Here is a 22,343-nt window from a genome sequence, read left to right on the forward strand (position 1 = left end):
TTAATCCTTCAATCTTAAATACATCGTCGCAAGTGGTGGCAGCGTCAGTGACAATGAATGAGGCTTACCATTAAATACATTTGCGGTTGTTGCTATTTCACCTAAATTTCCCACATTACTTCCGTTGTAAAATTCAGAATCACTGTTTAGAACTTCCTGATATGCTCCTGCTTTATTAACGCCGACCACATAATTGTGGTGAACCACTGGGGTAAAATTGCTGATAACAATAATTTCATTGCCTTGTGCATCTTTACGGCAAAAAGCAAAGACAGAATTGTCATGATCATCAACGGTTAACCATTCAAAGCCTTCACGTTCGAAATCACATTCATAAAGCGGTGGATGAGCTTGATAAGAAAGATTTAGGTCACGTACAAAGTGTTGAACACCTTGATGTGGGCTATTGGGCGTTTCAAGAAGATGCCAATCTAAGCTATTGTCGTGGTTCCATTCACGCCATTGTGCAAACTCACATCCCATAAACAGCAGCTTTTTACCGGGGTAAGCCCACATAAAGCCTAAATAGGCACGTAAATTAGCAAATTTTTGCCAATCATCTCCTACCATTCGGCCAATTAATGACCCTTTGCCATGAACAAACTCATCATGTGAAAGAGGAAGAACAAAATTTTCGTTATAGGCATAGAGCATGCCAAAGGTCATTTGATTATGGTGGAATTTACGATAGATAGGATCACGTTGCATATACGCTAATGTGTCGTGCATCCAGCCCATATTCCATTTGTAATTAAAACCTAATCCACCATCATCAGGAGGCAACGTTACACCTGGAAAATCAGTAGACTCTTCGGCTATTGTGATAACACCTGGACAAGTAGTACCTAATAATTTATTCGTATGACGAATGAAATCAATCGCTTCTAAATTCTCACGGCCCCCGTGTTTATTGGGGATCCATTCGCCTTCTTTTCGGCTATAGTCACGATAAAGCATTGAAGCAACAGCATCAACGCGGAAACCATCAAGTGCAAAATGCTCATGCCAATACAATAAATTACCAGAAAGATAATTGAGTACTTCATTACGACCATAGTTATAAATCAAGGTATTCCAATCGGGGTGAAAGCCTTCACGCCTATCGGCATATTCGTAGAGAGAAGTCCCATCAAAATTGCGTAAACCATAATCATCTTCAGGAAAATGGCCAGGAACCCAATCTAAAATAACCTTGATTTCAGCCTGATGGGCGGCTTCAATAAAGTCGCGAAAGTCCATCGGTGAGCCAAAGCGACGAGTCGGAGAATATAACCCCAAAGGTTGATATCCCCATGAGCCATCGAAAGGGTGTTCATTAATAGGTAGTAGTTCTATATGCGTAAAACCCATCTCTTTAACATAGGGAATTAACTGTTCCGCTAATTCTCGATAACTTAGCCAACTGTTATCATCGGTATGACGACGCCATGAACCTAAATGCACTTCATAAATAGCAATAGGCGCATTTCGCTGATTCGCTTGCTGTCGCGATAATGGCATTGGTTTAATGGGAGGTAATGTATTGATGATGGATGCAGTTTCAGGTCGTATTTGTGTTTCAAAAGCATAAGGGTCTGCTTTTAATCGACGATCGCCATTAGCATCCAGAATAGAATATTTATAACAATCACCAAGATGTGCCTGTGGAATAAAAAGCTCCCAAATTCCACTTTCACGACGTAATCGCATCGGGAAGCGCCGTTCATCCCAGAAAGAAAAATCACCCACAACACTGACACTTTGCGCATTTGGTGCCCATACAGCAAAGGTAATTCCCTCTATATCCCCCAGTTTTGCAGGGTGTGCACCTAAACATTGATAAGGACGGGAATGATGACCTTGAGCTAAAAGCCAAATGTCCATTTCTTGCAGTAAAATGCCGAATTGATAAGGATCGTCAACAACGCCTTGTGCATTTTCCCAAGTCACATCTAAACAGTAACTAAAACGACGTTTACGTCGAGGGATAACACCACAGAAAAAACCACTTGGATGTTTACGCTCTAATGTCGCCACATTTCGGCCATTTTTTCTATCAATGACACTGACTGCGACTGCATCAGGTAAAAATGCACGGACTTCTAATCCTGCTGATGTTTCATGCATTCCAAGCAGTGCAAAAGGATCTGATTCATATCCATTAATTAGTTTTTCTATTGCTTTTTTCGTCACAGCTACAGACATCTTATCGTCCTTCGTTGCCAGCAAATAAATTAGTAAATTTTATATATAGATATCAGCATAGAACGTTAATTTAAGTTAAACAATAAGTGTTTATAACAGATTATTTAAAAGATAAATAATTAATATAGGTTAATATACCTATTTTCTGTTTTTATGATATTGAATCAAAAGCTATTTGTGGGTGCAGGCAGATGAAGATCACGAAATATAAAAACAGCACGAATAGCGTTTTTACTTACTCGTAAAAAGAAGAGTAACATTAGATAATTTTAATAAAACGTATAAGATTTAGTTTTAAAAAGTATAAGCAATAGGAGTAAAATCGCCATTATTATGAAAAATAATCACTTTTTTCATTAGTAAAATTAACTTTTTTGTTGAATAAGCCACTGTTCAAAATCGAGATGTGTTTTGGTTTTTTGTACACCCAGAGGTGTTAAGGCGTAATAATGAAGAGGCGCAATTTGAATATCAGGAAAGAGGATTTTTAAAGTGCCGTTATTAATTTCATTCGATAAAATTGAAATTGGACCAATACCGACACCTAATCCTTCAATAATGGCTTGAAGAGAAATATGAAAGTGATCAAAGCGATAGTGACGTAAAAATGAGCGTTGAGTGTTGAGCTGAGCCGCAATTAACCATTGTTGCCAATGACCGGGACGGGTAAGGGTATCAATAACGGGGCAATCAAAAACATCCTCAAATTTAGTGACGCTGTAACGATTTAATAACTTTTCAGAGGCAATTAGACAATGAATATCCTCTAAGAAAGCAATAGAGGAATACTCTTGTTGCTGTGGTTGAGGGCGAATAATTAAATCATCATGGCTGATTAAATGAAATCGCTCGCTATTTGCAGAAGCAATTTGAATATTGGCATTCGGATAGTGAAGATAAAAATCCTCCATTCTTGGAATAAGCCATTTTAAACATAGCGTTGTTGGAACACTGATATTTAAAATATCGTTTTTTCCCCCATTACCATAACGAAATCCAATATCATTGAGTTTATCAAATACGCCACTTAATTCTTGCGCCAATGTTAATGCGTAAGGAGTGGGTACACGACGTAAACCTTGCTTATTAAACAGTGTGACACCAAACCATTTTTCAATTACTTGAATATGACGACTAATTGCACCATGGGTGACACACAGTGTTTGCGCAGCTTCGGTGTAACTTTGGCTATGACAAGCGACTAAGAAAGCACGTAATGAAGGCAAGGGAGGAAGGTTTCTTATCATAATTTTCTCGTCATAGATTAGGCGGGCTTTCTGATTAAAACTCACAATACTGTGACATTTTATCACAGGTAAAAATAAAGAAGGCAGGTATGATACAGCGTCTTTAACATATTGAACTTAAAGGATGATAATGAGCTTTATCGCAGTCATTTTATTAGCCGTATTTTCAGGGGTGATAAGCGGAGTGGTCGGAACGGGATCTTCTATTTTACTTATTCCTGCTCTTACATATGTTTTTGGTGCAAAAGAAGCTGTACCCATTATGGCACTTGCTTCTGTGATGGGAAATTTATCTCGCATTTATTTATGGCGTCATAGTATACATTTTAAGCCACTATTTTATTACCTGTTACCAGGTATTCCTGCCGTTGTTTTAGGGGCCAATACACTATGGATAATGCCTGAAACATGGCTCAATGTTGGCATGGGTTTATTCTTTATTTTAATGATCCCAGTGATTCATTTATTACGTCAGTATCAAATTAAAATGAAAACTTACCAAGTTGTTATTGCGGGTGCTGTTATCGGCTATTTAACAGGCGTTGTTTTTTCAACAGGACCACTTACTATTCCTATATTTTCTGCATATGGTTTGACATTAGGGCCATTGCTTGCCACAGAAGCGGCCGCCTCATTTGTTATCTATCTGACTAAAGCGCTAACATTTAGCCAATTAGGCGCTATCAATAGCTTCATTTTAGTCAGTGGTGCGCTTGTTGGTTGCGGTTTAACGGTTGGAAATTACTTAGGCAAAAAGTTGGTATTAAAGCTAACGCCCAAATTATTTCAATGGCTGTTAGATACAATGTTACTTTTTGCAGGCGGTTCACTGCTGATTAATGGCGTTATTGCCTAATTAAAAGCTTAATTGCTGTGTTAATCACCTTTATTCATGGAGTAAGACGGTTAAATTAATTGCCATTACTTATCCTCTCAATCAGGTAAATAAGGCATTAATAACATTCGTGAAATATCGGCTAATGGCAGTAATTCATCCACGGTGGCGCCCGATCTGGCTCTTAATGAAAGAGAATGCAAAAGTGCCACTATACCTAATGCAACAACACGAATATCGACTTCCTTTTTTAATTCACCTGCGCTTAATGCTTCTTGCAAGGCATCAATAACTTGTTGTGTTTGTGCCTCAATAACCTGATTAAGCAAGGTTTTTATTGTAGGGTCTGCAATTTCAGTCACTGCTGTTGAAAGCACCATACATCCTGTTAACCCTTCCTTATCCGTATAAAAATGAATAGCTGAAACCAAATAGCGCTTCACCCTTTTTATAATTGTATCTTGGGGAGATTGCTTTTCTAATTCATGACGATAGCGAGTTGAAGCAATTTGATTAAAACGCTCAATTGCTTTTTCATATAATGCCGCTTTGTTACCAAAGGCGGCATAAAGGCTTGGCTTATTCATTTGAGTTTCGATGACTAAATCATCCATTGATGTTGCTGTAAATCCTTTTCGCCAAAATAATGCCATTACTTTTTCAAGTGCAGTATCGCTATCATAACGACGAGGGCGGCCTTTCTTTTGCATTTTGTACCAATTAGTAAGAAATTTGTTTACTCAGTATAAAACAAATGTCATTATTTTACTAACCAGTACAAAATAGGAAAATAAAATGAATCACAATGAAATGCTGTATGGAAAAAATATGCCTTCCATCATTAAGCTTGTTGAAGAGGGCCGAAAACAGCAACCTAAACCCTTAAAAATCGGTATTTTTGTCTGCCCTGGTTTTATGCCCATGGATATTAATGGCGCTCAATCAGTATTCACCATTGCAAGTGCAGAAATCTATTTTATTTGGAAAAAGAAAGAATTAGTTGAAGGTTATATTGGTTGGCCAACAATGCCGACTATGACTTTTGATGAGTGCCCTGACGATCTTGATGTATTAGTTGTAGGAATGGTGCCACCAGAAATAGTGGAAGATGAAGAGACTCTGGCATTCTTTGCTAGAATGGGCAATAAAACCCGTTATGTAATTGGTACTTGCTATGGATCATTAGTTTTAGGTGCGGCAGGTTTATTAAAAGGCAAAAGGGCAACCAGTAATTCGAATGTTGTTCCTATGTTACCTGATATGGGAGCCATAGCCGTAGGTGGAAGCGATGTAGTGATTGATGGCAATATTTATACTTCAGGGCCAGCAACTGGCTCTTTTGATGCCTCGTTATTAGTATTAGCGCAATTGTTAGGAACACCTTTTGCACAATTAGTTGAATTAGCAATTGAATATGATCCTCGTCCACCTTTTGGGACAGGCTCGCCAAGGCTAGCGGGTCCTGAAATGACAGCCATTTCACAAAGTTTGACCGCGAATTTAAATGCTCAATTTCATCAAGCTGCACTTAATGGCTATAAAAAGAGCCGTTAATCTAGAGTAATTAACGTTAGAATGGGGAAATAAATTAAAGTTTATCTAAACTGTTTTATTTCAAATTCGGAGAATTACAATGACAGAATACGAAAAAATGGTATCAGGCCATCTTTACCATGCCAGTAAAGATGATAGTTTAGAGCCACTTAGAGTAAAAGCGCGCGAAATTATTTATGATTTCAATATGACGCGTCCCTCTGAAATTGAAAAAAGAAAAGGCTATTTAAAACAGCTTTTAGGAAAAACAGGTGATAACTTCACAATTGAACCCCCATTTCATTGTGATTACGGCGAATTAATAGAAATTGGTGAGGCATTTTACGCTAATTTTAATTTAACTATTTTAGATTGTGCTTCTGTCAAAATAGGTCACCATGTGATGTGTGCGCCTAATGTGAGTATTTTAGCAGCAACACATCCTATTGATCCTGAAATACGGAGCAGTGAACTTGAATATGCATTACCCATTACAATTGGTAATTATGTTTGGCTTGGCGCAGGTTGTTTAGTTTTGCCTGGCGTAACAATCGGCGATAATTGCGTAATTGGTGCGGGCAGTGTCGTAACGAAGTCTATTCCAGCTAATTCTGTTGCAGTGGGTAATCCTTGTCGCGTGATAAGACAAGTTAGTGAAAAAGATAAAATAGAGGCTGAAAAAAGGCTTAGTGCTTAAATAGGTTTAAGCTGGGCTCAATAAATTAAAATAAATTGAGCCCAGCTATATGATTATTCTTTAATGAAACTGAGATAATTATAGAGTGATTTAAACCCAAATTTTCGGTACAGCGCTAAACCGTCCGCAGAGGCATCTAAGAAACAACGCTCTACGCCTTGCTCGCGGCAAAACTCTAAAACATGTTTAATCAAATGAGTCGCATAGCCATTACCCTGATAAGCGACATCTGTCCCAATATCATCAAAACGCGCTAAATTTTCATGCAACGTTAACGTTAATGAAGAGACGGGTTGATTTTCAACTAATAAAGCGTAATGAAAAATAGTTGCACCATTATCTAATGCTTTTTGGTGATAACGAATATATTCATTAACAATCGTATCATCACTGTCATCCCCTACAGGGAACGCCGTTTTTAATGGGTGAGCCCATTGCTCGAGGTTATGATTAGTTAAAATAATATCGCAAGGGTTATTTCTATAAGGGGGATACACGGCTTCTGATAATGTCAGATACATTGCTGTTGTCATACCATCACCGGTATAACCTGCATTTTTTATGATCTCTTCAAATTCAGGTAATAAAGATTCAGGTAAAACTAAAATATGGCCTTTTTTCTGTGAGGAGAAAAGGGTACTTGCTTGCTGGAACGAGCCTTCTGTTGCGCCTTGACGTAAATAAATGAAGTTAAAAATAGGCGCATCCATTGGTGTCATAAAGCAGTGTGTATGATCACCAATACGAATATTATTTTCGCAAATTTCTGACCAAAAGGCTTTTTCTACTATTTTAAATTCTTTATACAGTTGTGCATCCATAATGGTTCTCTAGCTAAATCGTGATAAGCGATAAGGAGTTAATCGAGGATTCGCTTTTTCGTCAATGAGTTCTTGTGCAACTAATTCACATAATAAAGGTGACAATGTCACGGCGGCGTGCATAGTAACAAGATATAGTCCCTGATAAGGAGATACTTCTCCAATAATTGGCATTTCATCTTTAGGCATGGGCCTTTCACCCACAATAACCTTTTTAATCGTTAGTTTACCTGTTTGCGTAAAATTATCATAAAAAGTCGCTTGTGCATGGGATGCAATGTGCTCAGGGTGATGTTCATCACTATTATCTATGTAATCTTCAGCCGCAATAATCTCATTTTGAGCAAAGGGACGTAACTCCATTTCTGGCGTTGAGATAATACAAGGCAAAAATGCGTTTTTTGCATCAGATGTTAACTTAAGTAAAATACTCGGTGATGCAGATAAAGGTAAATCAATATCTTTCTCTGCCAGCAGTGCCAAAGAACCCACACCTGCCGTTAAAATAACATGATCAGCCTGTATTTTTTCTTTTGTTGTTTCTACGCCAATAATGCGATGTTTATCTTGTAACAAACGTGTAACTTCGGTATTAGCATAATATTTCACGCCCATCTCTTGAGCTTGTTGTAATAACACGTTAATAGCGTGAAGGGGATCTACTGCACCTTCATCGCTCGCAAATGCAGCTAATTCTGGTGGTTGTGATAATTGAGGAACTTTATGAATAAGTTGTGCTTTATTTAATGTTTGAACATTAAAACCTGCTTGATGGTGTAATTGAATAAATTGTGCAGTTTCTTCATCAGAAGACATCCAACTTATTGCGCCAGACCAATCAATATTCAATTTTCCTTGTGTCTGTTTGTCCAGTATTCGCCAAGAATGAATCGCTTCAGAACGTAATTGTTGATAAGCATCAGGCCGTCCATAAGAGACATTTAACCAAGCAAAAGAAGCCTTGGTAGCACCGAGCCCAGCATCAGCTTTATCTAATAAGATAATCTGCATATTACTCATTTTCGCAAGATACCAAGCTTGCATTACTCCTACAATACCCGCACCAATAATAATAATTTTCTTTTGCGGTTGTCGAAATAACGATGAGGTATTTATGTCCATTTTATCCTCTTTAACAGCAATATACGGTAAGGCTGTTTTTTATACTAAAAGTAAAAAACAACATAGAATAATAGTTTTAATAAAAATAATCTTCTTTATCCTCTCACTTTTCGTGCTAATCAATAAAAATAACATTTAACAAAATTTGTTATTTTTCATGGAGATATTGAATGTTTTTATTCTGGCTTTCAAAATAATATTTAGAGTGAGATCACAAATAGAATAATAAACCATAACACAAAACAAACAATGGGACATTACATCTAAAGATCACTTAAATTCCAGTTTATAAGTTTGGTTTGAGAGGTAAATATGGTTTTTTTTACCGTTAATTTTTTAATTTCAGCATCGTACTATAACGCACACTCAAACCAGACTTTTAATCTAAAAACAATAAATAAAAAAGATTTACAAACTGCTTTTAATTAATAAAAGTAGAATAATTAACTTATTTTTATGCCATATGAAGATTATTGTTTTATAAAAATATTATTATGGATATGATAGCTCATATATTCAGCATGTTATTTTTTTAAAAAAGGCGTCGTATGTTAGAAAGTATCGGTATTTCAAATATTTGGACATACCTTTTAGGCGTTATTTTTATTACCTTAATTCCAGGTCCAAACTCGATTTTCGTCCTTACTTCCAGTGCGAAGCATGGGGTAAAAGGGGGGTATAAAGCCGCTCTTGGTGTTTTTACGGGTGATGCATTATTAATCTTTTTGGCATTTTTGGGGGTTGCTTCATTAGTCAAGACTTCACCCGTTTTCTTTATTGTTATTAAATATGCAGGTGCTCTTTATTTAACCTATTTAGGGTTGAAAACATTATACGCTACGTTTCAAAAGAAAAAAGAAACAGCGGAACAAGCATTAGAAGTGACCGAAAAAGCAAAGGAAGGCCTTTATGTTAAAGCACTGTTTTTAAGTATGCTTAACCCAAAGATGATCATTTTTTATGTCTCTTTCTTTATTCAGTTTATCGATCCTAAATATGAAAATGCAGGTATTCCATTTTTCGTATTAGGCGCAATTTTAGAGACATGCAGTATGCTGTATTTATCTATTCTTATTTTTGGTGGTGTGGCTATTACGAATAAAGTAAAACACAACAAGCGTTTAGCCTCATTATCAAATAGTTGTATTGGTGCAGTATTCTTACTTTTTGGTGCCAAACTTGCTTTAACAGCTTAGATTTAATTTTAAATATAAAAGCCACTTCACATCACTGTGTAGTGGCTTTTTTCTTGCCAAAATAATATTTTTATTATTTTATGACAACTTCTAATATAACGTGATAAGTATCTGTTTTAATAAATTTATTTATCTTCAAATCTGCTTGATCTAATAATCTTTCAAATTCATCGACTGTTCTTTCACCTGATTCAGGGAATCCACTCATACAAATCACATCCATATATTTCGCTGTGTCGGGTATATTTTTCTTAAAGATAACAGGTTCTATAATAAGAACTTTAGAATCTGGTTTCATTGCTTTTCTAAAGTTTTTAAAGAAAGTCACTGCACTTTGATCATCCCAATCATGAATAATGTATTTAATTAAATAAATATCTGATTCAGGGAAATCACCAAAAAGATCGCCTTCAATTAATTTCCATCGACTATCATCACCTAGTTCGACTAATCGAGTTCTTTCTAATACATGTTTGCGATCAAATAGCTGTCCTTTTAGCGTTGGATTGGTTTTTAATACTTCTAATAATAAGCCTCCTAAACCGCCAGCAATATCGGTAACGACTGTATTTTTAGGAAAGTCGTAATGTTTTACAATAAAGTGATTTTCTATTTTTGACAGTGAGTTCATTCCTACTTGAAAATCATGATCTTCACGAACATTATCTTTCCAATACTCATAGAAGGACATACCATAGAGGTTCTCAAAAGCAGGATTCCCCTTAAGAGATTCAACAACCTCCCCAACGGGTCTCCAAAATGTTTCATTGGTTAACATTAATATAGAGTCACGCAATGTATATTCATGATCACTTAGTAAAAAGTGTCCCGCAGGCGCAAGTGAATAATTTAAACCATCTGATTCATAAAAAATATTTTCAGATGCGAGGATCCTTAATATTCTATTTAATGCTAATGGTAATGTATTTGTTTCTTTAGCTAATTCATTTACATTTTTAGGACCCTCTTTAAGTAAGTCAGCCACTTTTAATAATGAGGCAGCTCTTAATGCGGCAGGAATAGTAAAAAGCATTGTTTTTTTCATTAAATCAATAGCAGCAGCTTTATTCTTGAAATTAACAGTATTATTTTCCATATTAAATCCTATTTTATTATTATTTAAATATTTATTTTGTTATTTTATTTATTATTTTAAATGGTGATATTATCATCTAAATTATTTTTCAAAATAAACATTATTAATTTATGGCAATAAATAATGTAATAGTTTATATAAACTATATTTACATTGATTTATAATTTAATAGTTAATGAGATTATTACATAATGTTTTTATAAAAAAATCAGCAAGACATTAAACCTATTACCGCGTTAATTTCACGCTATACTCTTTAAAATACTTTTTAGTTTAGTGAATTTATGTACTTTCAATATGATAAAAATAAATAAAAAAGAGAGAATACATGATAATATAATCAGCAAGTTATCAATATATTCAAGAGCAATATAATGTCATCTAATCCTACAGAAATCACTTTTTTTGAGCGCTTAATACCTTCAATTCTCGAAGAAAAAAAAGTCATTACCATTCGAGATGAAAATGAAAGTCATTATAAACCGGGCAGTGTGGTTGAATTATTTGCCAATGAGCACCGCACTTACTATGGAAAATTAAAAATTATCGCTGTATCGCCCTTAAAGTATGACGAGATTAATGAGTATCATGCACAACAAGAAGGTATGACACTTCCCGTATTAAAGGCATTAATTAAAGATATTTATCCAACAACGCAATCTTTATATCTTATTGAATATCAGTTGGTAAAATAAGAATAAATAAAAAAGGATCACACTGTGATCCTTTTTACTTAAACAAAATCTTATCTGTTTTAAATCAACTTAAGTGATTGTTTTAGATTGTTAATTTCTAATTTCCATTGAGCCTGCAAAGCAGGTTTTTGATGGTTAGTTTTACGTGCTAAATCAGCCTTTAACTTCTCTTCTAATTCGATTAGCTTAAACAGTTTTTCATCATCGTCATGATGTGAAACTAATGGGGCTGATGAAATATTCTGTAAATCAGATTTTTCATCCATTATCTGCGAGTTTGGTATTTCTTCTTTTGAAATAAGCTGATAAATAGTTTCAATATCATAATGTTCTGTTAAAACACCATTATGAATATACCAAAAACGATTACAGCTACTTTCGATCAATTCTCTATCATGGCTAACTAATAAAACACCACCAGGGAATTGACTAATTTGTTCAGACAATGCTTTTTTGCCGTCCATATCTATATGGTTAGTGGGTTCATCCAGCATTAACAATGAATATTTAGCCAAACTAAGACCCACAAATAGCAAACGAGCACGTTCACCACCACTTAACGTGCTTACTTTTTGCCCATGACGTATATAAACAAAGCCAGCACTAATCAGTGCCATTTTTCGTTGTTCATCCGTTAATAGGGCAAAGGGTTTTAATGCATCAGAAAGTGAATTACTATCAATTAATTGAGCAATTTTTTGATCGTAATATCCCAGTTCAACGCGAGGATGTAACCTTATTTCACTTTGTTTATTTGTTTCAACCGAGCTAAGTGACCAAATCATTTTTAATAATGATGACTTTCCTGTTCCATTAGCGCCAATTATTGCCACCCGATCACCACTTTTAATACGCTGAGTCTCGACTGTATATAAAACAGGGGCATTTTCTGCTGGAATAACAGACAGTTGATTGAGTTCACAAAGTCTATCAGCACGCAATGTTGTGCCAGAAAATTGCAATCTCCATTGATTTCCAGCGGTAATCTCGGTTTGTTCATCTTTTAAGCGAACAATATGTTTTTCCATCTGTTTTGCTTTACGAGATAAACTTTCATTGTCATAAACATGACCCCATGCTGCGAGTTGCTTCGCACTTTGGGCTATTCTATCAATCTCTTTTTGTTGTGCATCACGACGATGTTGTGCACTCATATCTTGCTCTTCTTGTGCAACTCTAGCTTGAGAGCAGGGTAAGCGAAAGATAGATAACGCTTTATCACGAATGATCCACGTACAATTTGTCACATTGTCTAATAACGTATTATCATGTGACACGAGAATAAAACTACCACGCCATTGTTTAAGAAACGTTTCTAACCATAAAATAGTTGGTAAATCGAGGTGATTACTCGGTTCATCTAATAACAATAAATCTGGTTCAATAATTAACGCTCTTGCTAATAATAAGCGAGTATGTTGACCTCCACTTAATTGCGAAACAAGCAAGTCTTTTTCGTGTAGCTTAAACCCCATTTCACTTAGCAATAATTCAGCTCGCCAACCTTCAGATAATCTTGAACCTGCAGGAAGTTTATGAAGAACCGCATTCATTAATGTCATTGACGATAACTCAGCGGGTAGATGCTGTTCTATATAAGCCATCACTGTTTGGTTAGCAATGGAAATAACACCTTCACTTGGTGCTAGTTGATGTGATAAAAGTTTTAATAATGTACTTTTACCGCAACCGTTATAACCAATTAAACCAATTTTCTCGCCTTTAATGAGTGCTAAAGAAATATCGTTTAATAATAAACCGTGGTTATTATGGAAAGACAGATTTTGTGTAGATAATAATGTGCTCATAGCTTACTCGTTCTTTAGGCGTAAAAACACCTTGGGTAATATCAAGCGATAACCCTGTAAGCTGAGGAGAGGTAATTGTTAACGTCGCTCAGGCAGGTTAACGCAGTAAAGTACTGTGAAAGCCTGAGCAGTGGCGATTACCAAAGAAGTGTGAGTATTCAATAAGATCACACAACAGCATAATTAGCCTCCTTTTTTTAAGTCAAAATATTAATCGGTAGCGTGATTCTATCAGTATAGCTTTCTCTCTTGCAATCTCAGCGATAAGTAAACCGTGGCTTTTCGTGTGAAAACCCGCTATTTAAGCGGGCTTAAGATGATAAAGTAGAGATGAGTAAAAATACTTATTTTCTTATTGGGGTATTATTGAGCAGTAATGGATAAATATTTTCGCATTTTAAGAGCAACGAATAAAATACCTATTGCAATGGCAATACCAACAATATTGGTGTTTTGCCAACCGATTAAATAAAAAGCAATTCCCCCAGTGATACTGCCTAATCCTCCTAGAAGGAAAATTAAGAAATCATTTGTACCTTGTACTTTTGCGCGTTCATGAGATAAATAAGTTTTAGACAATAAATTTGTGGAGCTAATTAAATTAAAATTCCATGAGATACCGATTAAAATAAAACTAATAAGATAATGATAAAAACTGTTACCTTGTAAATTAATACTTAATGCAATGATTAATAATAGTATCGCAGTGAAAAAGAAGATTTTAATTCCAAACCGATGTATAAGTTGCCCCGTAATAAAAGAGGGTGCAAACATACCTAAAATATGACATTGGAACACAAAAGCAATTGTGGCAAATTCAAAACCATTTTGTTTCATAGAAAGCGGAATGGCACCAACCATGTACACGACAATCCCATAGCCCAATGCGCTAACAATAGTCACTAAAAACAATAATGGCTGGCTATATAATTGATGATAACTTCTTGGTTTTTCCTCAAATGAGGTTTTTGTTTTTACACTCTTTTTCAGTGGGATTTTTAACAGTAATCCAAAAGCTAATATATAAATAACACTTAGTGCCATAAATGGCCCAATAAACGGATAATCTGTAAAAAATTGTCGTGTTGCAACGGCTAAAGTGGGTCCGATAATAGCAGCGACGATACCGCCACTCATGACTAAACCAATAGCTTTTGCATGCATATTGGTAGGTGTTTCTTCAAGTGCAGCAAAACGATATTGTTGTGCTGTACCAATGGCAATTCCTGTAAAATAAGTACCAAAAGAAAACAGCACTAAATTATGATAATAGATACCTGCAATAGATAATAATGCTCCAATTAGTCCACCTATATTACCAATAATAAAACCTGCTTTACGTGAGTATTTCAGCATAAAGTGAGCCATTGGAATAGTGGCTGAAATTATTCCAATATATTGGCTTAATAAAGGAACCGTTGAATAAATTGGATCTTTGGCCAATTGTTCACCAACAAGAACAGCAACAGAAAGCACTAATGCATTTCCTGTTGTGAAAAGAGCTAAAGAAAATGCCAACCACCATACTGATTTAGGCATAGAGATCTCCACTGATGCGATAACTAGATTAAAGAGATACGCATCTTACAACTTGAAGTTAACTTTAAGTCAATAGAGAAATAAAAATTATCTAGCTAATTGATATTCTGATGAATTACGAAGAAAGTGAGATGGTTGTTATTTTTTACTCGTTCTTTTTTTCAGGCTTAAGGCTAAGATCTTTTGGAAATGACTGCATTGAAAGTGATTCTCTTCGGGACATACTTGAATATGTTCTAATCCTTTTTTAAGACGTTTAAGTTCATTGATTTTATTATCAATCTCTTCAATTTTTAGATAAACAATATTTCTATCTATTGTCGGTATTCTTTGGTTGGCGCTAAGTTGTGCTATTTCATCTAGAGAAAACTGCGCTTCTTGCGCTAAAGTAATTAAAGCTAGGCGAGTTAGAATATCTCGGTGATAGACACGCTTAAGCCCTTTACGCCCGATCGAATTAATAAGTCCTTTTTTTTCATAATAACGAATCGCTGAAGAGGCGATACCCGTTGCTTTTACAACCTCGGTAATATCCATTTCAATCGGTTGCTTTACATCAGTCATGCTCTCTACCTTTACCTAATAGAATTGTTATCGTTATTGAGGCGTTATATCGTTAAAGAGTGATGTTTTAGCACTCTAAATCATAGAATTTCATCATTTTATCGTAATTTTTCACAGATAAGAACTATCACCCTACATTGGGGGTTTTTATCATGATATATTGCTACCTATTCGCTATAGCTGTCCTATAAAAGGTTAGAAAATGAGTAAATTAAGAGTCGCTATTATTTTTGGTGGTAAATCCACAGAACATCAAGTTTCATTACAATCAGCAAAAAATATTATTAATGAATTAGATCGAACGAAATTCGACCTTTGCTTAATCGGTATTAATGAACAAGGTCAGTGGCATGAATACTCAGAATCTGACTACCTACTCAATAGCGATAATCCTAAAACCATCTCATTAAGCAAACCTTTAAGAGCAGTTGCTATTATTCCGGGTAGTATAAAAAATCAATTTATTTCTCTTGAAGATGGTCAAGCACTGCCTCAAATTGATGTTGTATTCCCAATTGTCCATGGTGCATATGGTGAAGATGGTACATTGCAAGGCTTATTACACATGATTGATATGCCTTATGTTGGCCCAAATATCATGAGTTCAGCGGCTTGTATGGATAAAGATATTACTAAACGCCTTCTTGATGGCGCAGGATTAGCTGTTGCTCCGTTTATTACCATTATGGCGCACCAAATTAATGATATTCCTTATAATGAAATGGTTCGTCAATTAGGGCTTCCTTTATTTATTAAACCTGCAAACCTAGGTTCTTCTGTAGGAATTAGCAAAGTTAATAATGAAGAAGAGTTTAATGCGGCATTAGCAATGGCCTTTGAATACGACCTTAAAGTAATTGTTGAAAGTGCGATTGTAGGTCGTGAAATAGAATGCGCAGTTTTAGGAAATGAGGCTCCCGAAGTGAGTCCTTGTGGTGAAATCGTATTAAATGATGCGTTCTATGCCTATAACACAAAATATATTGATGATGATGGTGCTAAAGTCGTTGTTCCTGCAGAAATGAATGAAGACACTAGCTTACATATTCGCCAAGTGGCATTAAAAGCGTATCGTGTTCTTAATTGCTTAGGTATGGCTCGTGTTGATGTATTTTTAACACAAGATAACCGTGTTGTGATTAATGAAATAAATACACTACCTGGTTTTACCAATATCAGCATGTATCCAAAATTATGGCAAAGTGCAGGTTTAGGCTATCAATCATTAATTACTAAATTAATTGAGTTGGCACTCGATCACCATAAAAAGACGGCCATTTTAAAAACAAAGTGTGAGCTTTAATTAATATATAAAAAGTGAGGGCCTGATGAAAATTACACACCTTGACCATCTGGTATTAACTGTTGCTGATATTCAGATAACCTGTGATTTTTATCACCGTGTATTAGGCTTTAACGTGATTACGTTTAAAGAAGGGCGCAAAGCTCTCACTTTTGGTTTTCAAAAAATAAATCTTCATCAAGTGGGAAAAGAGTTTCTTCCCAAAGCGGCAAAACCAACCGCAGGTTCAGCTGATTTGTGTTTTCTAACACAAACGCCGTTATCAGAGATTATTGAGCATTTAAATCAACAGGGTATAAAAATAGAAGAAGGGCCTGTTCCTAGAACGGGAGCAACTGGTGCTATTATGTCTGTTTATTTGCGTGATCCTGATAATAATTTGCTCGAAGTTGCCAATTTAATTGAAGAGTAAAACACGCTAAATATGGTTATATGGTTATTTAGCGTGTTCTTTAGCTTTAAATGTTTGATTTTAATTAGGCATATTTTCTTGAGCCAGCAACACAAAAAATAACACCAATCGTGACAAGCAACATCAGTAAATTAACAGATTCATGAAGTAATACTGCGGCGAGTGCTAGTCCAAAGAATGGCTGCAATAACTGAAGTTGTCCCACAGCAGCAATCCCCCCTTGTGATAATCCTTTGTACCAAAATATAAAACCAATCAACATACTAAAAATTGAAACATAACCTAAACCAACCCACGCTGATGTGCTAATTATCGTTAATTGTTCAGGCATAAGAATAAAACTAAGAATAAGCATCGGCGGCAATGACACGATTAATGCCCAACAAATTACCTGCCATCCTCCTAAGGCTTTAGTTAATGTTGCACCTTCTGCATAACCTAAACCGCAAACAATTACGGATGCTATCATTAATAGATCTGCGCTGATCGACGATGCGCCTCCTTGAGAAAGCGCATATCCCATAACGAATAAGCTACCTAGAATAGAGAATAACCAAAAAATAGGACGCGGTTTTTCACCACCCCGTATTACTGCAAAAATGGCAGTAGATAATGGCAATAGGGCAAGAAACACTAGAGAGTGTGCTGATGTTATTTCTTGCAATGCAATGGCCGTTAATAGAGGAAAGCCCACGACAACACCTAATGATACAATGGTTAACGATATCCATTGTTTAAATGTGGGTAATTTCTCTTTATATAACAGCAACATTAATAGTGATAATAGGCCCGCAATACTTGCTCTTGCTGCGGTTAAAAATAAAGGCTCAAAGCCTAATACAGCGGCTTTTGTGGCAGGTAACGAACCACTAAAAATTAACATACCAATAAACCCATTTATCCAGCCATTATTTCGCTCTTTTTGTTGCACTTGTTGCATACGATATTCCATATTTAGTATGGTTAATTTTTATTTAAAACAACTAATTACATTTTTACTATAGCAACAAAAATATGAAATTTTATTGGTATAAAAAATGTGTATCGACGATGTAACTTGCTGAACTTCATCTTATGGAACACAATCATGACAATCAAATAATTGTCATGGATACAATTTCTATGGTTCAGCCTCGTTATAAATCTTTAGTGGATAAATTGGCGCATGAAATACGGATAGGAAAACTATTGCCTGGCATGCGGTTGCCAACACACCGACGTTTAGCCACAGAGCATAAAATGTCATTAGCAACAGCAAGTCGTGTTTATGCTGAGCTAGAAAATATGGGTTTAATTATCGGTGAAACAGGAAGAGGAACCTTTGTTCGTGAATTCTCATTACCAAGTAATTATGGAATAGAAAACCCTGCCGCCTCGGATATGTTAGATCTTAACTTTAATTACCCATCATTGCCTATTCAGGCTGAATTATTACGATCAGAGTTAAAAAGATTATCAACCTCAGGTGAAATTGAATCTTTGCTACGCTATCAGCCTCATGGTGGTAAATTGTATGATAAAGTGATTATCGGCCAATACCTAAAAAATAAACAGATAAGCGTTAATCCTGAAAATATTATTATTACCAATGGAGCACAACAAGGCATTGCTATTACACTTCTTGGTTTATTAAAACCAGGAGACGTTGTTGCTAGTGATGCGCTAAGTTATCCTGGTTTTAAATTAGCTGCTCTTGCTCATCATTTGGAAATATTGCCTATTCCTATTACACCATTAGGAACAGACTTAGACAAACTGGAAGAATTATGTAAAAAAAGGGCAATACGTGCATTTTATTGTATTCCCACACTGCATAATCCAATGGGATGGGTATTAACATTAAAACAACGACAGCAGTTAATTGCTTTGGCAAGAAAGTATTCTTTTTTTATCATTGAAGATGCTACTTATGCCTTCTTAGCTCAAAATACACCGCCACCTATTATCACGTTAGCTCCAGATATTACTTTCTATATTTCTGGCTTTTCTAAAAATGTTGCTTCAGGGCTAAGAGTTGGTTTTATTGTTGCACCCACAGATACTATTTCTGCTCTAGAACGAGCTATTAGAGTGACTACTTGGAATACGCCAGCATTAATGACATCGATTGTCTGCCAATGGATAAAAGAAGGTGTCGTTGAGAAATTAGAGTGTTTATTACGTAAAGATGCAAAAAAGAGACAAAAAATAGTCAGCGAGGTATTTGAAGGAATAACCTCAATTCGTCATCCCATGTCTTATTTTTTATGGATACCTCTGCCTGAAGAGGTTAGGGCAGATAAAATTGTGACGTCATTACATCAATTGCAAATATCTGTTGCAACCGCTGAACCGTATGCAACAACACCTTATATTCCCCACGCTATTCGTATTGCATTAGCATCGATTGAAATTGATTTACTACGTGATGCCTTAATAAAAATAAGAAACGTCATTGAATATCATATTGATTTATAATTATCGACATTCGAACACCTAAACCACTATTTCTGTTTAGGTGTTCGCGACTTTTATTTTGATAAAATATTGATATCTTCGCAGTTAAAATTAATGTACTCGGTGGATATGGAGGCGTCTTCAGTTATCCATGATGTTAATATACGTAAAGTATTAGGAGCATAACTCTCTCGACCTTGGTAAATAAAAAGCAGTTGTTTCCACCATGGCCATTGATTTTCCAATTGGTAATTAAAGAGTGGTGCTTTTAATAATCCATGTGAGGCATTAGGAAATAAGGCAACCGTTTTATCTGCATTAACACCTAATAATTTTTTATATAAACAGGCATTTTTAGGCGCATCAACATTAAGATCTAACTCACCAAACATCGCAAGAACTCGACCTTTCATATTAGGTAAATTTGGAGATGAATCACTCAAATAGTTTTGAATAACAAAATGAAAGCGATCATCAGACATATCTCCTTGAGCTGTAATATCGTGGCTACCATTAATACCAAATACACGATCATTTTGTTGCAGTTGTTCTACAACTTTTTGATTAATTTCGACATCATCGATATGGCTGGCTTTTAAACGAGTTTGATAATAATAAGCACCTTGATCACGCCAGTTAACTGCACCACCAATAATAACGGAAAAGTCAGGTTTAGAGTATGAAGCCGCAATAGGAATAACCCATCCAGCTTGCGAAAACCCGAAAAAACCGACTTTAATATGAGTATTAGCAAATTTATTTTGTATCAGTTGTAGCGCAATTTGTGCCTCATCCGCTCTATCTTGCATAGATTGAAGTAACCAATTTCCCTGGCTTTCACCTACACCTGCTTTATCCCATGTGTAAACACCAACACCAGCATCAATTAAGCTGTTAATTAATGGCAAATAACCACTATTAGAAAAACGATCTTGAGCGCCATCACCATGAACAAAAATAGCAATTGCTTTTATTTTGTTATCGATGGGTAAGATTAAAGTTCCAGATAGAGTGTCAGTCTTAGAAACAAAATTAACGGGTATTATCACTGATCCATGATTATCTAATTCAAAATCAGAATATTGACCACCGCTCATCATAATGATGAAAATAAGTACGATAACCCCTAAATAAAACCAAATTGATTTGAAACATTTTTTCATAGCTTGAAAGATCCACTCTTTGTAATAACCTCATGAGCACTTTGAATAAAATATTTTTGGTACTAATTATATAATATGCATTAATTAGACTGATTAGTCTAATTATTTATGTATGTATAATTAAAAGATGCTTAAATACAAACTGGTAAGAGGAGTAACGTGTTAAACCTAAACTGATTAGATAATTTGATAATAAAGACTAAATACAACAAAAATATAATAATAGAAAATAAGTTATAATTTCATTTAATATTTTTTTAAATGACACTTTTTGTTAAAGAAAAAAGATATTGAGTTATCATTTTTTAAAATTTATATTAAATAGCTATTTTCTCTAAACAAAATATCAGTATAATTACGCTAAATTAACCATAACTCTCTAAATTGGAGTGTCTTAAATAGAGTGCTTTTGTGCTGTCTTCATGTAATTGTCATATAAGAAATATTGCTAAAATGATAAAGAATTTACTTTATTTTTATCTTCTAAATGAAATATTAAAGGAATGGGATCAATATCTTTAGCGATATTTTCAATCAAAAAATGGACGGTGTGATGAAAAAACTTATCCTATTAAGTGCAATCTCTGGTGGTATATTATTTTGGTCTATACATTTACAAGCAGACAACTTTGATTGCCGAAATGCGGCAACGCAAACCGAAATTAATCAATGTGTATATCAAGATTTTCAAGAGAAAGATGAAGAACTTAGCCATATCTACGAGCAGTATTACACAAAATTAGATGGCAATAGAAAAGAACAATTAAAACAAGCACAGTTAGTTTGGGTTAATTTCAGAGATCTCTCTTGCCAGTATGAGGCAGACTATTACCAAGGTGGAAGTTTGGCGCCAATGGTATATAGCAGTTGTCTAAAAGATAAAACAAAAGAAAGAATTAGTGATCTTAAAAACTACATTGCTTTATATTAAATAAAAAATTAAACCTTAAAAGAAAATCAACATGAAACATCATTCTTTTTATAATAGTCGAATAAGTATAGTTATTGGTATGAGAATATTTTATGAATGAGATAATTGTAACTTTTGTATTATTTTGAAACATAAAATGCCTTGACTAATCATTGCTACAAAGTAGTCTGATGCGCAAGTAATAGGCAAAAAAAGAAGTGAATACAATGAATAAGATATTAAAACTTGGGCTAGGATTACTTTTTGTATCATTACCATTTTCGTCAACATCAGCAAATATTAGACTCGAATATGGAGTAAATCTTATCGATTTTGATGGTGATGGTGTTCCTGATGTTGTGGTTAAATCTCGGCGTCCATTAAATGACTTATCATCCGTTGATATGGTTACTGTTTATATCAAAGGGAGTGATCAAAAGGTTTATATTGTCCCATCCATATACGCTAACACCTGGAGTCTTTACAACAATAAGATTAAAGGTACAGATATCACCATTTCTGATTTCAAATTTATTGAGAAAAAAGATCGTGTTGTGTTATTAAGTGCTGAGAAAGTAGGAAATAACTTACAAAAACCCACTCCTATTCGTTTTTCTAGTTATGATATTTCAGAAAAGAAAAAGGGGGATGAAATTCAATTTAAATGGCAGTTTAACACTTATTGTGTCACTGAATTATCTTACCTAAGCGTTGAAGATGCGTATTCGGATGCTTGTATAAATAAAATTATTAATGAATAAATCGACAAGTTATTAACAAAT

General features: G+C 34.9%; 21 protein-coding genes. 10 read left to right on the top strand and 11 right to left on the bottom strand.

Annotated features, from left to right (window positions below):
• Both glgB and INT04_RS06415 read right to left on the bottom strand, forming a co-directional pair.
• Nucleotides 1-2,184, bottom strand: a complete 2,184-nt coding sequence (glgB, locus tag INT04_RS06410) for a 1,4-alpha-glucan branching protein GlgB (RefSeq protein WP_193015325.1) — start codon at nt 2,182-2,184, stop codon at nt 1-3.
• Between the two features lie 365 nt (nt 2,185-2,549).
• Entirely contained in the window at nt 2,550-3,431 is an 882-nt protein-coding gene (locus tag INT04_RS06415) for a LysR substrate-binding domain-containing protein (RefSeq protein WP_193015326.1), read from the bottom strand.
• A 130-nt stretch (nt 3,432-3,561) separates the two neighbouring features.
• Between INT04_RS06415 and INT04_RS06420 the strand changes: the two genes are divergently transcribed.
• The gene (locus INT04_RS06420) at nt 3,562-4,287 is read left to right on the top strand and encodes a sulfite exporter TauE/SafE family protein (RefSeq protein WP_193015327.1); all 726 of its coding nucleotides are present in this window, start codon (nt 3,562-3,564) and stop codon (nt 4,285-4,287) included.
• Between the two features lie 77 nt (nt 4,288-4,364).
• On the opposite strand, the gene INT04_RS06425 is transcribed toward INT04_RS06420, so the two are convergent.
• A complete protein-coding gene (locus tag INT04_RS06425; protein WP_193015328.1) occupies nt 4,365-4,976 on the bottom strand; it encodes a TetR/AcrR family transcriptional regulator in 612 nt (203 codons plus the stop codon).
• An 85-nt stretch (nt 4,977-5,061) separates the two neighbouring features.
• Between INT04_RS06425 and INT04_RS06430 the strand changes: the two genes are divergently transcribed.
• Both INT04_RS06430 and INT04_RS06435 read left to right on the top strand, forming a co-directional pair.
• The gene (locus INT04_RS06430) at nt 5,062-5,820 is read left to right on the top strand and encodes a DJ-1/PfpI family protein (protein WP_193015329.1); all 759 of its coding nucleotides are present in this window, start codon (nt 5,062-5,064) and stop codon (nt 5,818-5,820) included.
• 79 nt (nt 5,821-5,899) lie between these two features.
• Nucleotides 5,900-6,496, top strand: coding sequence for a sugar O-acetyltransferase (locus tag INT04_RS06435; protein ID WP_193015330.1), 597 nt, complete (start codon nt 5,900-5,902; stop codon nt 6,494-6,496).
• A 53-nt stretch (nt 6,497-6,549) separates the two neighbouring features.
• Here INT04_RS06435 and INT04_RS06440 read toward each other — a convergent pair whose 3' ends face one another.
• Together INT04_RS06440 and INT04_RS06445 are read right to left on the bottom strand one after the other, a co-directional pair.
• Complete coding sequence (locus tag INT04_RS06440) at nt 6,550-7,317, bottom strand: GNAT family N-acetyltransferase (protein WP_193015331.1); 768 nt, start codon at nt 7,315-7,317, stop codon at nt 6,550-6,552.
• 9 nt (nt 7,318-7,326) lie between these two features.
• A complete protein-coding gene (locus tag INT04_RS06445; protein ID WP_193015332.1) occupies nt 7,327-8,439 on the bottom strand; it encodes an NAD(P)/FAD-dependent oxidoreductase in 1,113 nt (370 codons plus the stop codon).
• A 548-nt stretch (nt 8,440-8,987) separates the two neighbouring features.
• On the opposite strand from INT04_RS06445, the gene leuE reads away from it, so the two are divergent.
• Nucleotides 8,988-9,635, top strand: a complete 648-nt coding sequence (gene leuE, locus INT04_RS06450; protein WP_193015333.1) for a leucine efflux protein LeuE — start codon at nt 8,988-8,990, stop codon at nt 9,633-9,635.
• A gap of 73 nt (nt 9,636-9,708) precedes the next feature.
• On the opposite strand, the gene INT04_RS06455 is transcribed toward leuE, so the two are convergent.
• Nucleotides 9,709-10,731 (bottom strand): methyltransferase, encoded by a 1,023-nt coding sequence (locus INT04_RS06455; protein ID WP_226894003.1) that lies wholly within the window; start codon nt 10,729-10,731, stop codon nt 9,709-9,711.
• A 374-nt stretch (nt 10,732-11,105) separates the two neighbouring features.
• On the opposite strand from INT04_RS06455, the gene yqfB reads away from it, so the two are divergent.
• Entirely contained in the window at nt 11,106-11,426 is a 321-nt protein-coding gene (gene yqfB, locus INT04_RS06460) for a N(4)-acetylcytidine aminohydrolase (RefSeq protein ID WP_193015334.1), read from the top strand.
• A gap of 59 nt (nt 11,427-11,485) precedes the next feature.
• Here the strand turns inward: yqfB and INT04_RS06465 are convergent, their stop codons facing one another.
• From INT04_RS06465 to INT04_RS06475, 3 genes are all read right to left on the bottom strand, one after another.
• Complete coding sequence (locus INT04_RS06465) at nt 11,486-13,234, bottom strand: ABC-F family ATP-binding cassette domain-containing protein (protein ID WP_193015335.1); 1,749 nt, start codon at nt 13,232-13,234, stop codon at nt 11,486-11,488.
• Between the two features lie 363 nt (nt 13,235-13,597).
• A complete protein-coding gene (locus tag INT04_RS06470) occupies nt 13,598-14,773 on the bottom strand; it encodes an MFS transporter (RefSeq protein ID WP_193015336.1) in 1,176 nt (391 codons plus the stop codon).
• Between the two features lie 138 nt (nt 14,774-14,911).
• Nucleotides 14,912-15,337 (bottom strand): MerR family transcriptional regulator, encoded by a 426-nt coding sequence (locus INT04_RS06475; RefSeq protein ID WP_193015337.1) that lies wholly within the window; start codon nt 15,335-15,337, stop codon nt 14,912-14,914.
• A 202-nt stretch (nt 15,338-15,539) separates the two neighbouring features.
• Between INT04_RS06475 and ddlA the strand changes: the two genes are divergently transcribed.
• Together ddlA and INT04_RS06485 are read left to right on the top strand one after the other, a co-directional pair.
• Complete coding sequence (ddlA, locus tag INT04_RS06480; RefSeq protein ID WP_193015338.1) at nt 15,540-16,640, top strand: D-alanine--D-alanine ligase; 1,101 nt, start codon at nt 15,540-15,542, stop codon at nt 16,638-16,640.
• A gap of 25 nt (nt 16,641-16,665) precedes the next feature.
• Nucleotides 16,666-17,052 (top strand): VOC family protein, encoded by a 387-nt coding sequence (locus INT04_RS06485; protein WP_193015339.1) that lies wholly within the window; start codon nt 16,666-16,668, stop codon nt 17,050-17,052.
• 64 nt (nt 17,053-17,116) lie between these two features.
• Here the strand turns inward: INT04_RS06485 and INT04_RS06490 are convergent, their stop codons facing one another.
• Nucleotides 17,117-17,992, bottom strand: coding sequence for a DMT family transporter (locus tag INT04_RS06490; RefSeq protein WP_226894004.1), 876 nt, complete (start codon nt 17,990-17,992; stop codon nt 17,117-17,119).
• 134 nt (nt 17,993-18,126) lie between these two features.
• Here INT04_RS06490 and INT04_RS06495 point away from each other — a divergent pair, with 134 nt between their 5' ends.
• Complete coding sequence (locus INT04_RS06495) at nt 18,127-19,509, top strand: PLP-dependent aminotransferase family protein (RefSeq protein WP_226894005.1); 1,383 nt, start codon at nt 18,127-18,129, stop codon at nt 19,507-19,509.
• A gap of 53 nt (nt 19,510-19,562) precedes the next feature.
• Here INT04_RS06495 and INT04_RS06500 read toward each other — a convergent pair whose 3' ends face one another.
• Nucleotides 19,563-20,651, bottom strand: a complete 1,089-nt coding sequence (locus tag INT04_RS06500; RefSeq protein WP_193015341.1) for an alpha/beta hydrolase family protein — start codon at nt 20,649-20,651, stop codon at nt 19,563-19,565.
• A gap of 553 nt (nt 20,652-21,204) precedes the next feature.
• Between INT04_RS06500 and INT04_RS06505 the strand changes: the two genes are divergently transcribed.
• A complete protein-coding gene (locus INT04_RS06505) occupies nt 21,205-21,582 on the top strand; it encodes a lysozyme inhibitor LprI family protein (protein WP_226894006.1) in 378 nt (125 codons plus the stop codon).
• 206 nt (nt 21,583-21,788) lie between these two features.
• Nucleotides 21,789-22,322 carry a carbapenem self-resistance protein CarG family protein gene (locus tag INT04_RS06510; RefSeq protein WP_193015343.1) on the top strand — a complete coding sequence of 178 codons (534 nt, stop codon included), beginning with the start codon at nt 21,789-21,791 and terminating at the stop codon, nt 22,320-22,322.
• Nucleotides 22,323-22,343 lie beyond the last annotated feature (21 nt).

Origin of the sequence: Proteus sp. FME41, assembly GCF_014897315.1 — a bacterium.
Lineage (GTDB): Bacteria > Pseudomonadota > Gammaproteobacteria > Enterobacterales > Enterobacteriaceae > Proteus.

Bases quoted from the DNA above. Each gene is read 5' to 3' on its own strand.
- yqfB (WP_193015334.1), top strand. From the start codon at position 11,106: ATGTCATCTAATCCTACAGAAATCACTTTTTTTGAGCGCTTAATACCT.
- leuE (WP_193015333.1), top strand. From the start codon at position 8,988: ATGTTAGAAAGTATCGGTATTTCAAATATTTGGACATACCTTTTAGGC.
- INT04_RS06500 (WP_193015341.1), bottom strand. From the start codon at position 20,651: ATGAAAAAATGTTTCAAATCAATTTGGTTTTATTTAGGGGTTATCGTA.
- INT04_RS06420 (WP_193015327.1), top strand. From the start codon at position 3,562: ATGAGCTTTATCGCAGTCATTTTATTAGCCGTATTTTCAGGGGTGATA.
- INT04_RS06425 (WP_193015328.1), bottom strand. From the start codon at position 4,976: ATGCAAAAGAAAGGCCGCCCTCGTCGTTATGATAGCGATACTGCACTT.
- INT04_RS06465 (WP_193015335.1), bottom strand. From the start codon at position 13,234: ATGAGCACATTATTATCTACACAAAATCTGTCTTTCCATAATAACCAC.
- ddlA (WP_193015338.1), top strand. From the start codon at position 15,540: ATGAGTAAATTAAGAGTCGCTATTATTTTTGGTGGTAAATCCACAGAA.
- INT04_RS06440 (WP_193015331.1), bottom strand. From the start codon at position 7,317: ATGGATGCACAACTGTATAAAGAATTTAAAATAGTAGAAAAAGCCTTT.
- INT04_RS06475 (WP_193015337.1), bottom strand. From the start codon at position 15,337: ATGACTGATGTAAAGCAACCGATTGAAATGGATATTACCGAGGTTGTA.
- INT04_RS06455 (WP_226894003.1), bottom strand. From the start codon at position 10,731: ATGGAAAATAATACTGTTAATTTCAAGAATAAAGCTGCTGCTATTGAT.
- INT04_RS06485 (WP_193015339.1), top strand. From the start codon at position 16,666: ATGAAAATTACACACCTTGACCATCTGGTATTAACTGTTGCTGATATT.
- INT04_RS06505 (WP_226894006.1), top strand. From the start codon at position 21,205: ATGAAAAAACTTATCCTATTAAGTGCAATCTCTGGTGGTATATTATTT.
- INT04_RS06510 (WP_193015343.1), top strand. From the start codon at position 21,789: ATGAATAAGATATTAAAACTTGGGCTAGGATTACTTTTTGTATCATTA.
- INT04_RS06470 (WP_193015336.1), bottom strand. From the start codon at position 14,773: ATGCCTAAATCAGTATGGTGGTTGGCATTTTCTTTAGCTCTTTTCACA.
- INT04_RS06490 (WP_226894004.1), bottom strand. From the start codon at position 17,992: ATGCAACAAGTGCAACAAAAAGAGCGAAATAATGGCTGGATAAATGGG.
- glgB (WP_193015325.1), bottom strand. From the start codon at position 2,184: ATGTCTGTAGCTGTGACGAAAAAAGCAATAGAAAAACTAATTAATGGA.
- INT04_RS06435 (WP_193015330.1), top strand. From the start codon at position 5,900: ATGACAGAATACGAAAAAATGGTATCAGGCCATCTTTACCATGCCAGT.
- INT04_RS06495 (WP_226894005.1), top strand. From the start codon at position 18,127: ATGGAACACAATCATGACAATCAAATAATTGTCATGGATACAATTTCT.
- INT04_RS06445 (WP_193015332.1), bottom strand. From the start codon at position 8,439: ATGGACATAAATACCTCATCGTTATTTCGACAACCGCAAAAGAAAATT.
- INT04_RS06415 (WP_193015326.1), bottom strand. From the start codon at position 3,431: ATGATAAGAAACCTTCCTCCCTTGCCTTCATTACGTGCTTTCTTAGTC.
- INT04_RS06430 (WP_193015329.1), top strand. From the start codon at position 5,062: ATGAATCACAATGAAATGCTGTATGGAAAAAATATGCCTTCCATCATT.